The organism is Thermomonas fusca (genome assembly GCF_005862345.1).
GTDB classification, from domain to species: domain Bacteria; phylum Pseudomonadota; class Gammaproteobacteria; order Xanthomonadales; family Xanthomonadaceae; genus Thermomonas; species Thermomonas fusca.
On sequence record NZ_SROY01000001.1, the window covers coordinates 578619 to 591684 of the forward strand.

The 13066-nt window shown below is 68.7% G+C and carries 16 protein-coding genes; 7 read left to right on the plus strand and 9 right to left on the minus strand.

The window, feature by feature from the left end:
• Positions 1 to 25: 25 nt before the first annotated feature.
• The 4 genes from E5S66_RS02670 to E5S66_RS02685 are packed head-to-tail and all read right to left on the minus strand — an operon-like array spanning position 26 to position 3570.
• Positions 26 to 682 carry an ABC-type transport auxiliary lipoprotein family protein gene (locus E5S66_RS02670; protein WP_138347249.1) on the minus strand — a complete coding sequence of 219 codons (657 nt, stop codon included), beginning with the start codon at positions 680 to 682 and terminating at the stop codon, positions 26 to 28.
• Positions 679 to 1605 carry an MlaD family protein gene (locus E5S66_RS02675; RefSeq protein ID WP_138347251.1) on the minus strand — a complete coding sequence of 309 codons (927 nt, stop codon included), beginning with the start codon at positions 1603 to 1605 and terminating at the stop codon, positions 679 to 681. Before E5S66_RS02675 ends, E5S66_RS02670 begins: the two co-directional genes overlap by 4 nt.
• A 13-nt stretch (positions 1606 to 1618) precedes the next feature.
• Positions 1619 to 2431: an ABC transporter ATP-binding protein gene (locus E5S66_RS02680; protein ID WP_138347817.1), complete on the minus strand. Its 813-nt coding sequence runs from the start codon at positions 2429 to 2431 to the stop codon at positions 1619 to 1621.
• A 14-nt stretch (positions 2432 to 2445) separates the two neighbouring features.
• Positions 2446 to 3570 carry an MlaE family ABC transporter permease gene (locus tag E5S66_RS02685; RefSeq protein ID WP_138347253.1) on the minus strand — a complete coding sequence of 375 codons (1125 nt, stop codon included), beginning with the start codon at positions 3568 to 3570 and terminating at the stop codon, positions 2446 to 2448.
• Positions 3571 to 3626: 56 nt separating this feature from the next.
• Here E5S66_RS02685 and E5S66_RS02690 point away from each other — a divergent pair, with 56 nt between their 5' ends.
• Positions 3627 to 4889, plus strand: a complete 1263-nt coding sequence (locus E5S66_RS02690) for a threonine/serine exporter family protein (protein ID WP_138347255.1) — start codon at positions 3627 to 3629, stop codon at positions 4887 to 4889.
• A gap of 77 nt (positions 4890 to 4966) precedes the next feature.
• On the opposite strand, the gene E5S66_RS02695 is transcribed toward E5S66_RS02690, so the two are convergent.
• From E5S66_RS02695 to E5S66_RS02710, 4 genes are all read right to left on the minus strand, one after another.
• Positions 4967 to 5338: an H-NS histone family protein gene (locus E5S66_RS02695; RefSeq protein ID WP_138347257.1), complete on the minus strand. Its 372-nt coding sequence runs from the start codon at positions 5336 to 5338 to the stop codon at positions 4967 to 4969.
• A 130-nt stretch (positions 5339 to 5468) separates the two neighbouring features.
• Entirely contained in the window at positions 5469 to 7196 is a 1728-nt protein-coding gene (locus E5S66_RS02700; protein WP_138347259.1) for a proline--tRNA ligase, read from the minus strand.
• Between the two features lie 66 nt (positions 7197 to 7262).
• Entirely contained in the window at positions 7263 to 7529 is a 267-nt protein-coding gene (locus E5S66_RS13535; RefSeq protein ID WP_156880327.1) for a DUF4124 domain-containing protein, read from the minus strand.
• Positions 7526 to 7909, minus strand: a complete 384-nt coding sequence (locus E5S66_RS02710; RefSeq protein ID WP_051246873.1) for a DUF4124 domain-containing protein — start codon at positions 7907 to 7909, stop codon at positions 7526 to 7528. The genes E5S66_RS13535 and E5S66_RS02710 overlap by 4 nt, the downstream gene beginning before the upstream one ends.
• Before the next feature lie 74 nt (positions 7910 to 7983).
• On the opposite strand from E5S66_RS02710, the gene pssA reads away from it, so the two are divergent.
• The 6 genes from pssA (at position 7984) to bfr (ending at position 10792) form a co-directional block, all read left to right on the plus strand.
• Positions 7984 to 8757 (plus strand): CDP-diacylglycerol--serine O-phosphatidyltransferase, encoded by a 774-nt coding sequence (pssA, locus tag E5S66_RS02715; RefSeq protein ID WP_028839149.1) that lies wholly within the window; start codon positions 7984 to 7986, stop codon positions 8755 to 8757.
• 2 nt (positions 8758 to 8759) lie between these two features.
• Positions 8760 to 9035, plus strand: coding sequence for a hypothetical protein (locus E5S66_RS02720; RefSeq protein WP_138347265.1), 276 nt, complete (start codon positions 8760 to 8762; stop codon positions 9033 to 9035).
• Positions 9032 to 9514, plus strand: coding sequence for a ribosomal protein S18-alanine N-acetyltransferase (gene rimI / locus E5S66_RS02725; protein WP_138347267.1), 483 nt, complete (start codon positions 9032 to 9034; stop codon positions 9512 to 9514). The genes E5S66_RS02720 and rimI overlap by 4 nt, the downstream gene beginning before the upstream one ends.
• Before the next feature lie 54 nt (positions 9515 to 9568).
• A complete protein-coding gene (queD, locus tag E5S66_RS02730) occupies positions 9569 to 9922 on the plus strand; it encodes a 6-carboxytetrahydropterin synthase QueD (protein ID WP_138347269.1) in 354 nt (117 codons plus the stop codon).
• 87 nt (positions 9923 to 10009) lie between these two features.
• Positions 10010 to 10213: a (2Fe-2S)-binding protein gene (locus E5S66_RS02735; protein WP_138347819.1), complete on the plus strand. Its 204-nt coding sequence runs from the start codon at positions 10010 to 10012 to the stop codon at positions 10211 to 10213.
• Between the two features lie 105 nt (positions 10214 to 10318).
• Positions 10319 to 10792 carry a bacterioferritin gene (gene bfr / locus E5S66_RS02740; RefSeq protein ID WP_028839153.1) on the plus strand — a complete coding sequence of 158 codons (474 nt, stop codon included), beginning with the start codon at positions 10319 to 10321 and terminating at the stop codon, positions 10790 to 10792.
• Positions 10793 to 10839: 47 nt separating this feature from the next.
• Here the strand turns inward: bfr and E5S66_RS02745 are convergent, their stop codons facing one another.
• Positions 10840 to 13056: an ATP-binding protein gene (locus E5S66_RS02745; protein WP_171033472.1), complete on the minus strand. Its 2217-nt coding sequence runs from the start codon at positions 13054 to 13056 to the stop codon at positions 10840 to 10842.
• Between the last annotated feature and the right edge of the window lie 10 nt (positions 13057 to 13066).

A 13066-nucleotide genomic window follows, 5' to 3' on the forward strand; every position in this document is an offset into this window, starting at 1 on the left:
GACGCTGGAATGCCGCGTCCGCAGGTCAGCGCGCGGGCGTAGAAGGATGCGGCTGGCCGGTGTGCGCCTGTCCGGTCTGCAGGCTCCAGCCGGCAACATCATGGCCCAACGCGGACAGCGCCTGCGCGAAGGCATCGGCGACCTGCGCCACCTCCACCCCGGCGGCAGGCTGCGAGTGGCGGAAGTTGCGGCTGCCGGCGACGCTCTGGTCGCGCAGGTGCAGCAGCTGGGCGTTGACCTCGACCACCGCCGCCGGCACGGCGTTGCCCGCGTACTCGGCGCGGAATGCGCGGACCTCGAGCAGCAGCCGGTAATCGGTGCTGACGCCGCTGCCCTGGCGGGTCACCAGGGGCAGTTTGCCGCTGTCCTCCAGCGTGCGCAGCACCGCGTCCTGCACCATTTCGGCCGGCGTGCGCGCCCACAGCGCGGCGCGATAGACCTGCAGTTCGCCCGGCACCGGGCTGACCACGATGCGCGGGCCGTCGTCCATCTGCGCCTCGCCGGGGTGGGCGACGGCCAGCGACCAGTCGGCGGCCGGCCACGAAGGCTCGACCCGCGGCGCGGGTTCCGGCGCATAGATCGTCGGGGTTTCGCGCGGCCCGCCGATCAGGCTGCTGCAGCCGGCCAGCAGCAGGCTGGCGGCGAGCAGGGCGGGGTGGAGGCATCGCTGCAGGGGGCTCATTCGGGGTCGAACTCCTTGGGTGCGTCGCGGCCGAGGATGTAGCGCGCGGGGTTGCCTTCCAGCCGTCCGCTGAGCGCACGCAGGTCGCGCATCAATGCGCGCAGTTCCACCAGTGTCGGGCCCAGCTGGGCAAGGCCGTCGCTGGTGAAGCTCTGCAGCGCCGGGCGGTTCTCGGCAATCATCGCGTTGGCATTGCCGGCGGTCGCGTCCAGTTTCGTCACCACCGCGTCGAGCTTGTCCAGCAGCGCCGGCAGGCGTTGCACGAAGTCCTGGTCGATGCCCTGGATCGCGCCGTCGGCATGCGCCAGGGTGGTCTTCAGTGTCGCGGTGGCATCGCGCGCGTTGACGATCAGCTCGCCGATCTCCTCGCGGCGCCCGGCGATGCTGCCGCTGGCCTGTTCGAGGTGTTCCAGGGTGGCGGAGATGCGGCGGATGTTGTCCTCGCTCAGCACCTGGTCCAGCCGCGCCACCAGCCGGTTGGCAGTGTCGGCGATGTTCTGCAGCGCCGACGGCTCGGTGCGGATGACCGGCAGCTGGCCCTCGGCCGGTGGTTGCAGCGCCGGCGCTTTCGGGCTGCCGCCGGTGAGCTGGATGAACGGCACGCCCGTGATGCCCTGCTGCGAGAGCTTGGCGCGGGTGTCGGTTTTCACCGGCGTGTTGGCTTTCACCTTCAGCCGTGCGATGACCCGGCGCGCATCGTTGTCGTCCAGGCTCAGGTTTTCCACCGTGCCCACCGCCAGGCCGTTGTACTGCACGCTGCCGCCTTCGGTCAGGCCGGTCACCGGCTCGGTGAACACCACCATGTATTCACGCCAGTTGCGCGCGGCGGAGAAGTTGCTGGCCCACAGTGCGAACAGCAGCAGCAGCACCGTGGTGATCAGGGTAAAGGTGCCGATCAGCACATAGTTGGCGCGCGTCTCCATCAGCTGTGCTCCATCAGTCGTTTGCTCCCGCCGTTGCGCGCGCGGCGCGCGCACGCGGGCCGTTGAAATATTCCTGCACCCACGGATGGTCGAGCCGCTCCAGCTCGGCCACCGGCGCGGTTGCCAGCACCTTTCGGTCGGCCAGCACCGCCACCCGGTCACAGATAGCGTATAGCGTGTCCAGATCGTGGGTGATGAGGAACACGGTGAGGCCCAGCGCGCGGCGCAGGGTCAGGATCAATGCGTCGAACGCGGCGGCGCCGATCGGGTCGAGGCCGGCGGTGGGTTCGTCGAGGAACAGCAGCGGCGGGTCCAGCGCCAGCGCGCGCGCCAGCGCGGCGCGCTTGCGCATGCCGCCGGACAGCTGCGAGGGCAGCTTGTCGATGGCGTCGGCCGGCAGCCCGGCCAGCTTGATCTTCAGCAGCGCCAGCTCATAGCGCAGCGACTCGGGCAGCTCCGGGTAGTACTCCTTCAGCGGCACCTGCACGTTCTCGCCGACGGTCAGCGACGAGAACAGCGCGCCGTCCTGGAACAGCACCCCGCTGCTGCGCTCGATATGCCGGCGCACTACCGGGTCGGTAGAGGTCGCGTCCATGCCCAGCACTTCGATGCGGCCGGCATCGGCCCTGCGCAGCCCCAGCACCGAGCGCATCAGCACCGACTTGCCCGAGCCCGAACCGCCGACCACGCCGAGGATCTCGCCGCGCCGCACGTCCAGGTCGACACCGTCGTGCACCACCTGTTCGCCGAAGCGGTTCACCACGCCGCGCACGCGCACCACCGGCGCCGTGCCGGCAGCGTTGCCATCGTTTGCCTGCAGTGCCATGGGATCGGCCATGCTCAGTAATCCATCTGCATGAACCACAGCGCGGCGAACGCGTCGATCACGATCACCAGCGAGATCGCCTGCACCACGCTGGACGTGGTGCGTTCGCCCAGCGACTGCGCGGTGCCCTTCACCTGCAGCCCCTCCAGGCAGCCGATCAAGGCGATCACCAGCGCGAACAAGGGCGCCTTGGCCATGCCGACCACGAAATGCCGCAGCTCCAGGGTTTCGTGGGTGCGTGCGATGTAGGCGGCAACCGGAATGTCGAGGTTGGCCGCGCCCACCGCCATGCCGCCCAGCATGCCCGCCAGCATCGCGATGAAGGTCAGCAGCGGCAGCATCGCCAGCAGCGCCAGCACGCGCGGGATCACCAGCAGGTCGACCGGGTCGAGGCCGAGCACGCGGATCGCATCGACCTCCTCGCGGTTCACCATCATGCCGATCTGCGCGGTGAACGCGCTGGCAGTGCGGCCGGCCAGCAGGATCGCGGTAAGCAGAACTCCAAATTCGCGCAGGAACGCGGCGTTGACCAACTCGACCACGAAGATGGTGGCGCCGAAGTCGGCCAGCACCATCGCGCCGAGGAAGGCGATCACCGCGCCCACCATGAACGACAGCAGCGCCACCAGCGGCACCGCGTCGAGGCCGATCTGTTCCATGTGATGGACGGTGGCGGTCAGCCGCAGCCGCGCCGGCTGTTTCAACAGGCGCAGCAGCTTGGCCTGCACCTCGCCGAAGAAGCCAACCAGCAGCACCACCTCGCGGGTGTTCTCCACCACCGCGCGACCGAGGCGTTCCATTGCCGCATGCACGCCGAGTTCGCGCTTGCGCGCGGGACGGTCGTCGTGGACGTTCTCGATCGCATCCACCAGCGGCTGCTGGTCGGCGCGAAAACGCAGCATCGAATAGTCCAGCCCGCGGCGGTCGGCGAAGCGCAGCAGCTGCAGCACGCCTAGCGTGTCCAGCCGCTCGCAGCCGCGCGCGTCCACGCCGCCCACCTGTTCCGGCGCGCCACCAAGCGCGGTTGCGATCGCGCCGGCATGGCGCAACGTCCAGCGGCCGCGCAGGCGCAGGATGCCCGGATCGAGATCCGGGTCGATGCCGGCGGCAGGCGTTTCGCTGTCGTTGACCGGGTCCATGCCGGGCAAGCTTACGCAATGCCGTGTGGACGTGGGAATGCGCCACCGCCCATGCGATGCTTGTGCGCCTTCTTCACCCGCCCGCCATGACCGAAGCGACCTACACCGAGCGCATTGCATTCGTGGTGGACCTGGCCCGGCACCTGCACGCCTATGGCACCACCTCGCAGCGCATGGAGGCGGCGATCGAGTCGGTGGCGCGCAAGCTGGCGCTGGAATGCCAGCCGTGGTGCAACCCGACCGGGATCATCCTGTCGTTCAGCGATCCGGCGCGGCCGGCCGGCGAGTCCGACACCACCCGCATCATCCGGCCGGGATTGGGCGATACCAACCTGCGCAAGCTGTGCGAGGCCGATCGCATCGCCGAGGACGTGATCAACGGCCGCATGGGGATCGGCGCCGGCCGCGCTGCGCTGCGTGAGCTGGATCGTCCCGGTGGTTGGCGCGGCCAAGTGATGGTGGCGCTGGGCTTCGCGCTGGCCTCGGCCGCGGTGGCCGGGCTGCTGCGGCTGCCGTGGTTGGATATCGCTACGGCTGGCGTGATCGGGCTGCTGATCGGCGGCCTGGCGCTGGCGGCGCAGTCGCGGCCGCGCCTGCACGAGAGTTTCGAGGCGCTGGCCGGCCTGCTGGCTGGGGCGGTGGCGATCCTGGTCAGCAGCTTCATTGGGCCGCTCAATCTCAATACCGTCATCATCGCGGCGGTCATCGTGCTCCTGCCCGGCATGATGCTGGCGCTGTCCACCAATGAACTGACCAGTCGGCACCTGGTGTCGGGCACAGCGCGCTTCGCCGGCGCGCTGATGATCATCGTCAGCTTGACCATTGGCATTGCGATCGCGTTTGGACTGGCCGGGGTGGCCGGGATCGAACCGCAGGTGCGGGCGTCGCGCCCGCAGCCCGAGTGGGTGGTCTGGTCCGCGGTGGCGCTGGCCGCGTATGCATTCGCGGTGCTGTTCCAGGCCGGGCGCCGCGATTATCCGCTGGTGATGGGGTCGGTGATCGCAGGCTATCTGATCTCGCGCTTTTCCGGCGAGTGGCTGGGGCCGATTGCCGGGGTATTCCTGGCCGCGCTGGCGGCGACCGCGGCGGGCAACGCCTATGCGCGCTGGTTCAACCGGCCTGGCGCGTTGGTGCGCCTGCCCGGCATCATCATCCTCGTGCCGGGCAGCATTTCCTTGCGTGGAGTGATTTCGCTGGTGCAGTCGCAGGATATCGGCGCGGGCGAGGCCGCGGCGATGGCCGCACTCAATACTCTGATGGCGCTGCTGGCGGGGCTGGTATTCGGCAACCTGCTGATGCCCACGCGGCGCAGCCTGTAAACGCCGCGTTGATTCTGCGTGATGCAAAAAAAACGCCGGCTCGAAGCCGGCGTCTTCGTTCCTGCCGTGCTGCGCGCTTACTTGATCAGCAGGTCTTCCAGCTTGCGGCCGTTGGCGATTTCCGCCGCCACCCAGCGCGGCTGGCGGCCACGGCCGGTCCAGGTGTCTTTCTCGTTGGCCGGGTTGCGATACTTCGGCGCCACCTTGCCGGTGCTGCGGCCCTTGGCGGCCTTGCGCGCCTTCTTGGCTGCCGGCGCGGCGGTGGCGCTGCCACCGGTCTTGCCGTACAGCTCCTCGAACGTCCAGCCGGAGGCCTTCAGCACCTTGGCGACGGCCGCCTTGGTCTGCGCGGCCGGCTTGCGCTTGGCCAGCACCTTGCGGCGGCTGTTGGCGCGCTTGATCAGCGCGGCGAGTTCCTGCGGGTTCAGCGTTTCGATATTCAGGCTCATGGGCTCTTCTTTTATTTGATGGCGGGATATTTGATGGGAGGATCATCCGGTCCGTGGATGGACGGATAATAACCACGGAGACCTTTGTCGCCAATATCCCCGCAATAACGGGTTTGCTCGGCTGGCGGCCTCAGCCGTTGGCGATCCGTGCCAGCAGGGCGGCCCGGTCCAGGTTTTCAGCCTCGGCCGAACTGCGCGCGCGATATTCGAAAGTGCCGGCTTCCAGCCCGCGCCCGGACACCACTACCCGGTGCGGGATGCCGATCAGTTCAATATCCGCAAACATCGCGCCGGGGCGCAGTCCGCGGTCGTCCAGCGCGGTGTCGATGCCGGCGGCATTCAATTCCGCGTGCAGGGTTTCGGCGGCTTCCGCCACCGCCGGGTCGCTCTTCGGATTGATCACGCAGACCGCCACCTGCCACGGCGCCATCGCCTGCGGCCAGCGGATGCCGGCGTCGTCGTGGTTCTGCTCGATCGCCGCGGCGACGATGCGCGACACGCCGATGCCGTAGCAGCCCATCGCCGGATGCACCGCCTTGCCGTTGCCATCCAGAACCGTGCATTTCATCGCTTCGGAATATTTGCGGCCGAGCGCGAACACGTGCCCGACCTCGATCCCGCGCGCCATCCGCAGGCTGCCGTTGCCGTCCGGCGACGGGTCGCCTTCGACCACGTTGCGGATATCGGCGGTTTCCGGCTCCGGCAGATCCCGGCCCCAGTTGACGCCGGCGATATGGAAGCCGGGTTTGTTGGCGCCGACCACGAAATCGGCCAGCGCGGCCACGCTGCGGTCGGCGATGACGCGGATCGGCTTTTGCGCATGCAGCGGGCCAAGAAAGCCGGGTTCGCTGCCAAGATATTCGAGGATTTCCGCTTCGGTGGCCAGCCGGTAATCCGCCAGCCCCGGCAGTTTCGCCAGCTTGATTTCATTGACCGAATGGTCGCCGCGCACCAGCGCCAGCACGAATTGCCCGCCCTTTTCGGGCAGGTTGCCGTCGCCATCGCCGGCCATGATCGCCACCGATTTCACCGTGCGCGCCAGCGAAATGCCCATCAGCGCGGCCACGTCCTCGCAGGTTTTCTGGGCTGGCGTTTCGATATCGCGCAGCGCTTCCGATGCCGCCGGGCGCGCACCCGGCGAAACCGCTTCGGCCAGCTCGACGTTGGCCGCGTAATCGGAGGTTTCCGAGAACGCCAGCGCGTCCTCGCCGGAATCGGCCAGCACGTGGAATTCGTGCGAGGCGCTGCCGCCGATCGCGCCGGTATCCGCCGCCACCGCGCGGAACTTCAGTCCCAGCCGGGTGAAGATGCGCGTGTAGGTGTCGTACATGGTGCGGTACTGGGCGTGCAGCGATTCATCGTCGGCATGGAAGGAATAGGCGTCCTTCATGATGAATTCGCGCGCGCGCATCACCCCGAAGCGCGGGCGGATTTCGTCGCGGAACTTGCTGGTGATCTGGTAGAAATTGACCGGCAGCTGCTTGTAGCTGGCGACTTCCTGGCGGAAGAAGTCGGTGACCGCCTCTTCGGCGGTGGGGGTGAAGCAGTATTCCTGCTCCTTGCGATCGCGGATCTTCAGCAGCTGCGGGCCGAACTTCGCCCAGCGCCCGGTTTCCTCCCACAGCTCGCGCGGCTGCACCGAGGGCATCGCCATTTCGATCGCGCCGGCGCGGTTCATTTCCTCGCGCACAACGGCTTCCACCTTGCGCAGCACCCGCAGCCCCAGCGGCGACCAGGTGTACAGGCCGGCGGCAAGCTTGCGGATCATGCCGGCCTTGAGCATCAGCTTGTGGCTGACGATCTCGGCGTCGGCGGGCGTTTCTTTTTCGGTGCGGAGGTGGAATTGCGACAGGCGCATGGCGTTCGGGCGTGGGGAAAACCCGCATTCTGCCACGCGCCGCCGACGCCCCCGCGGCGCGGAGCGCTATTTCGCGCCGTCCACCGCCATGCCGTCCTGCGGGTTGCGGTTGATCCGCTCGTAGCGGCGGCCTTTTGGCGGTTCTTCGGTGACCTGCAGGTTGCCGGCATCGTCGCGCCAGCGGTACAGCGCATTGGCGCGCTCGGCCTGGATCGTCGCCACCTCTGCGGCGGCCTGGCGCTCGCGCTCGCGGCGCGGCATCTCGGTGGTGAACCACCACCACGCCGCGGCCGCCAGTGCCACCGCGACCAGCAGCATGCCCAGCTGCCTCACGGCTTGGCCTGCATGCAGAACGCCTTGACCGCCGCCTGGTTGAGCTCGAGCTGGGCCTTGTGCTCGTTGGCGCTCATGTTGCGGTCGGGCTTGCCGTCGCCGTTGGTGTCGATGCCGATCGGCCCGCCGGCCTGCAGGCGGGTGACGTTGCCGCGGGCCTTGGTGCATTGTTCGCTTTCCGGCTGCTTGGCCGCGGTTTCCGCCGGTTTGCCGTCCTTGACCTCGATGTCGCGGGTCTGGTGGCCCTGCTTGGGCGCGACGTCGGTGTAGTGGGTCACGCCGTTGGCGTCCTTCCACTGATAGACGCGCTGCTGGGCCAATGCCGGTGCGGCGACCAGGGTCAGCGCCAGCGCGACGGCAAGAGTGCGGATGTTGGTCATGCGGGCGGCTCCGGGGGAATGTATGCCGATTGCAGCACCGCGCCGCCGCCGCCGCAAGCCCGTAAACTGATGGGATGGACGAAAACGGAACCCCCGCCCCGCGCCCGCGCGCCCGCGGCATCTACCTGCTGCCCAACCTGTTCACCACCGGCGGGCTGTTCGGCGGCTTCTTCGCCATCATCGCGGCCTCGCAGGGGCGCTTCGAGGCGGCCTGCATCGCCATCTTCGTGGCGGCCGTGCTGGACGGGCTGGATGGCCGGGTGGCCCGGCTCACCAACACCCAGAGCGAGTTCGGGGTGCAGTACGACTCGCTGGCCGACCTGATCAGCTTCGGCATGGCCCCGGCCATGCTGATGTACCACTGGGCATTGGTGTCGATGAAGCTGGACAGCCTGACCCTCGGCAAGATCGGCTGGCTGGCGGCGTTCCTGTACGCCGCCTGCGCGGCGCTGCGGCTGGCCCGCTTCAACAGCCAGGTCGGCACCGTGGACAAGCGCTGGTTCGTCGGTCTGGCCAGCCCGGCGGCGGCGGGACTGATGGCCAGCTTCGTCTGGGTCTGCCAGGAATTCGGCTGGTCGGGCGAGGAGCTGCGCTATGCGGCGCTGGCGCTGTCCGTGGCGGCAGGCCTGCTGATGGTCAGCCGGATCCGCTACAGCAGCTTCAAGGGCAGCGGCAGCGGGCCGAAGGCCGACCGGGTGCCGTTCTTCGTGCTGGTGGTGGCGCTGGCGATCCTGATTGCGCTGTGGGTCGCGCCGGCGGTGACGCTGCTGACCGCCAGCACGCTGTACGCGCTGTCGGGGCCGCTGATGTGGCTGCGCCGTCGTCACCCGTCGGGGCAGGACGCCTGAGCGTGAGCTGGGACGGCTTCCAGCGCGCGGTGCTGGCCGAGTTCGGCCACGTGCTGTATCGCCTGCCTGATGCGCCGTCCGCGCCTGTCGCCGGCGGCGGGATGGCGCTGGACGCGTCGATGCTGGCGCGGCTGGCGCGCGCGGCCGGAATGTCGCCGGAAGCGTTGCTGGCCTGCGCCGACATCGCTGCACAGAGTGCCCGCCTGCGCGGCAATGCCGCGGCCAAGCGCGCGCTGTGGCCGCGCCTGCGCGCGTTGCGGCGCGACGCTTCGGCATGAGCGCCGTGCAGCAGGCCTACCAGGCGGACACCGCGCCCGGCCTGCGGCCGATGCGCGAGGCCGACCTCGACGCGGTGATGCTGATCGAACAGCGCGCCTATCCGTATCCGTGGACCCGCGGCATCTTCCGCGACTGCCTGCACGCCGGTTATCCGATGTGGCTGCTGGAACGGCAGGGCGTGATCGTCGGCTACGGCGTGCTCAGCATCGCCGCCGGCGAAGCGCACGTGCTCAACCTGTGCACCGCGCCCGGCAACGAAGGCCACGGCCTGGGCGCGCGGATGCTGCAGACGCTGCTGAAGATCGCCCGTGGCAATGGCGCGCAGCGGGTGTTCCTGGAAGTGCGGCCGTCCAACCCGCGCGGGATCGCGCTGTACGAGCGCAGCGGCTTCAACGAGATCGGCCGGCGTCCGCGCTACTACCCGGCGCGCGACGGCCGCGAGGACGCCATCGTGATGGCAATGGAACTGCTGGACTGAGCGCCCCCCAGCGCGGCCGCGGTGGCGCGGCCGGCGAATCAATAGAATGGCGGCATGGACATCTTCAAGAGCTTTACCCTCGAGGCCGCGCACCGGCTGCCCAACGTCCCGGACGAGCACAAGTGCGCACGCCTGCACGGGCATTCGTTCCGGATCGAGCTGCATGTCTCCGGCGAGCCCGACCCGCATGCCGGCTGGGTGATGGATTTCGCCGAGCTGAAGGCGGCGTTCGCGCCGCTGTACGAACAGCTGGACCACCACTACCTCAATGACATCGAAGGTCTGGAAAACCCCACCAGCGAGCGGCTGGCGCAGTGGATCTGGGCGCGGATGAAGCCGCGGGTGCCGCTGCTGTCGGAAGTGGTGGTGCACGAGACCTGCACTTCCGGCTGCCGCTACCGCGGCTGAACGCCGGCGCCTGCGGGCGAGGCGTCAATTGACAATCATTCGCAAATGATATTGAATCGCGTCATTGGTTCCAGTCGGTGGCACGCGATGTACGTCTGTATCTGCAACGGGGTGACGGATCGGCAGATCCGCGAAGCAGCCGATGCCGGCTGCGACAGCGTTTCCGAAATGACCATGCGCACCGGCGCCGGTGCCAGCTGCGGATCCTGCCTGGGCCTGGTGGCGGAGTTGATCGACGAGGCCCGCGCCCGCCGCGCGCTGCCGCTGCCGATGCTGGCGCACGCGGCCTGAGTCCCGGCCGCGGCTGCGCAGCGGCATCGCAAGCAGGACTCTTCGCGTTTCGCCCAGGGCGATGCGGCAGGCGGTACATTGGCGCTTTCCCCGCAGGAGGACGCCATGAAGGGCGACGCCAAGGTCATCGGCTATCTGAACAAGGCGCTCTACAACGAGCTGACAGCGATCAACCAGTATTTCCTGCACGCCAAGATGCTGAAGAACTGGGGCCTGAAGGCGCTGGCCGACCACGAGCACCACGAGTCCATCGACGAGATGAAGCATGCCGATGCGCTGTCCGAGCGCATCCTGTTCCTCGATGGCCTGCCCAACTTCCAGGCGCTGGGCAAGATCCGCATCGGCGAGACGCCGCTGGAGATCCTGCGCTGCGACCTGGCGCTGGAGCTGGAGGCGGTGCCGCTGCTGCGCGAGGCGATCGCCTATTGCGAAACCGTGGCCGACTACGTCAGCCGCAAGCTGTTCGCCGACATCCTGGATTCCGAGGAAGAGCACATCGACTGGATCGAGACCCAGCTTTCGCTGGTCGAGCGTCTGGGCGAGGCGAACTACCTGGCGCAGCAGCTCGACCGCAGCTGAGCGCAGGCCCGGTCGCCGCGCTGGCGGCGAACCGGAGCCGCCGCCGCTCAGCGCGGCAGCGTGGCCTGCAGCGCTGCGCGCACCTGCGCGAACTCGCCGACGATCCGCGCCACCGCGCTGCCCGGGTTGGCCAAAGTGCCGTCGCGGGCGCCGTGTTCAAGGTCGCGCGCGGCTTCCGACAGGGTGGTGGCGCCGACATTGGCGCTGGAAGACTTCAGCGTGTGCGCGGCCACCCGCAGCGCGATCGGATCATTGCTGGCGGCCGCCCGTTCCAGCTGGGCAATCAGCCGCGGCGCGTCTTCCAGGTAAACGGTGACGATGCGGTCCACTTCCGGGCCCAGCACCTCGCGCAGCTCGCCCAGCACGCTGCTGTCCAGCACCGGCGGTGAACGCTCGGCCATCTGCGCTGCCGGCGGCAGGCTTTCCGGTACCGCCAGGTTGGAGCTCTTCCAGCGCGTCACGCACTGCTCCAGCTCGGCGCGGGTGACCGGCTTGGCCAGGTAATCGTCCATGCCGGCGTCCAGGCACTTCTGGCGGTCGCCGGCCATCGCGTTGGCGGTCATCGCCACGATCGGCAGGCGCCGCTCGAGGCTGCGCTCCTGTTCGATCTCGCGCCAGCGGCGGGTGGCGGCATAGCCGTCCAGCACCGGCATCTGGCAGTCCATCAGCACCAGGTCGTAGTCGCCGTCGTCGAGCTTCTCCAGCGCGGCCTGGCCGTTGCCGGCGGCGTCGCAGTCCACGCCCAGCACCTGCAGCAGGCGTTGCGCCACCATCAGGTTGACCGGGTTGTCCTCCACCAGCAGCACCCGGGTCTTGCGTTCCGGCATGGTGCGCGGGGTGCGCGGCGTCGGCTCCGGATGCGGGTCGTGGTGCGACCACGACACCCCGGAGGCGGATAGCGCGGCACGCAGGTCGACGTCCTCGACGTTGCGCGGAATGATCGTCGCCGACAGCGGCAGGTCGAGCGAGGTGACTTCATCGCCACGCAGGTAGACCAGGCGGGCATCGCCGAACTGCGAGCGGCGCTCCATGTTGCGCGCCAGCGACAGCGCGGTGCTGCGGATGCTGGACAGGTCGGCCAACACCACCGAGTAGGACCACGGTTCGCCCTGGGCGCGCGCCTGGCGCAGGCGCTCCAGCGCGTCGTGGGTGTTTTCCACCGTGGTCACGCGCAGCCCCCAGTTGGGCAGCAGCATGGTCAGGCGCATGCGCAGCCGCTGGTCGGTGGTGATCAGCAGCACCCGCCCGCCGTGCAGGTCTTCCTGCTGGGTGGGCATGTCGCCCTGCACCTTCAGCAGCGGGACCTCGAACCAGAAGGTCGAGCCCATGCCCGGCTGCGATTCCACCCCGATCCTGCCGCCCATCAGCGCCACGATCCGCTGCGAGATCACCAGCCCCAGGCCGGTGCCGCCGTAGATGCGGGTGGTCGAGGCATCGGCCTGGCTGAACGGCTGGAACAGGCGCTCGCGGGTGGCCGCGTCGATGCCGATGCCGGTGTCCTGCACCTCGAAGCGCAGCTGGTGCTGGGCCGGCGTTTCGCCGGTGCGGCGCACGTTGACGGTGACGCTGCCGCGCTCGGTGAACTTGATCGCGTTGCTGATCAGGTTGCTGAGGATCTGCCGCAGCCGCACCGGGTCGCCGCGCACCGGCAGCCGCACCGAGGGGTCGATGAACAGGGTCAGGTGCAGGCTCTTGGCTTCGGCCGGCCGCTCCATCAGGGTGATGACGCTGTGCAGCAGCTCGCGCAGGTTGAAGCCGGTGGTTTCCAGTTCCAGCCGGTCCGCTTCGAGCTTGGAGTAGTCCAGGATGTCGTCGACGATCCGCAGCAGCTGCTGCGCCGAGGCGGTGGCGGTCCTGAGGATTTCCTGCTGGTCCAGCGCCAGCCGCGAAGTGGAAAGCAGGTCCAGCATCGGGATGATGCCGTTGAGCGGGGTGCGGATCTCGTGGCTCATGGTGGCGAGGAATTCGCCCTTGGCCATCACCGCCGATTCGGCCGCCTGCTTGGCGCGGGTCAGCTCGGATTCGAGCTGGGTGTGGCGGTCGATCTCGCGCTGCAACGCGTTGATTTCTTCTTCGCTGTGGCGACCCTGCCGTTCCTGCTGCTGGATCTCCTGCTCGCGCCTGCGCACCGCGAAGGCGAGGGTGATGCTGGCGAACAGCGCCAGCAGGGCCAGTACCAGCGCGATCATCTGCCACGGGCCTTCCACGCCGAACTGCTCGACCAGCAGCGCCAACGATGCGCCGCCGGCTGCGCCCAGCGCCAGCCAACGGGTG

Coding starts and splice junctions, on each gene's coding strand:
- queD (WP_138347269.1), top strand. CDS start 9,569: ATGGACATCTTCAAGAGCTTTACCCTCGAGGCCGCGCACCGGCTGCCC.
- E5S66_RS02690 (WP_138347255.1), top strand. CDS start 3,627: ATGCTTGTGCGCCTTCTTCACCCGCCCGCCATGACCGAAGCGACCTAC.
- E5S66_RS02695 (WP_138347257.1), bottom strand. CDS start 5,338: ATGAGCCTGAATATCGAAACGCTGAACCCGCAGGAACTCGCCGCGCTG.
- E5S66_RS02670 (WP_138347249.1), bottom strand. CDS start 682: ATGAGCCCCCTGCAGCGATGCCTCCACCCCGCCCTGCTCGCCGCCAGC.
- E5S66_RS02675 (WP_138347251.1), bottom strand. CDS start 1,605: ATGGAGACGCGCGCCAACTATGTGCTGATCGGCACCTTTACCCTGATC.
- E5S66_RS02680 (WP_138347817.1), bottom strand. CDS start 2,431: ATGGCACTGCAGGCAAACGATGGCAACGCTGCCGGCACGGCGCCGGTG.
- E5S66_RS02700 (WP_138347259.1), bottom strand. CDS start 7,196: ATGCGCCTGTCGCAATTCCACCTCCGCACCGAAAAAGAAACGCCCGCC.
- bfr (WP_028839153.1), top strand. CDS start 10,319: ATGAAGGGCGACGCCAAGGTCATCGGCTATCTGAACAAGGCGCTCTAC.
- E5S66_RS02685 (WP_138347253.1), bottom strand. CDS start 3,570: ATGGACCCGGTCAACGACAGCGAAACGCCTGCCGCCGGCATCGACCCG.
- E5S66_RS02710 (WP_051246873.1), bottom strand. CDS start 7,909: ATGACCAACATCCGCACTCTTGCCGTCGCGCTGGCGCTGACCCTGGTC.
- E5S66_RS02735 (WP_138347819.1), top strand. CDS start 10,010: ATGTACGTCTGTATCTGCAACGGGGTGACGGATCGGCAGATCCGCGAA.
- rimI (WP_138347267.1), top strand. CDS start 9,032: ATGAGCGCCGTGCAGCAGGCCTACCAGGCGGACACCGCGCCCGGCCTG.
- pssA (WP_028839149.1), top strand. CDS start 7,984: ATGGACGAAAACGGAACCCCCGCCCCGCGCCCGCGCGCCCGCGGCATC.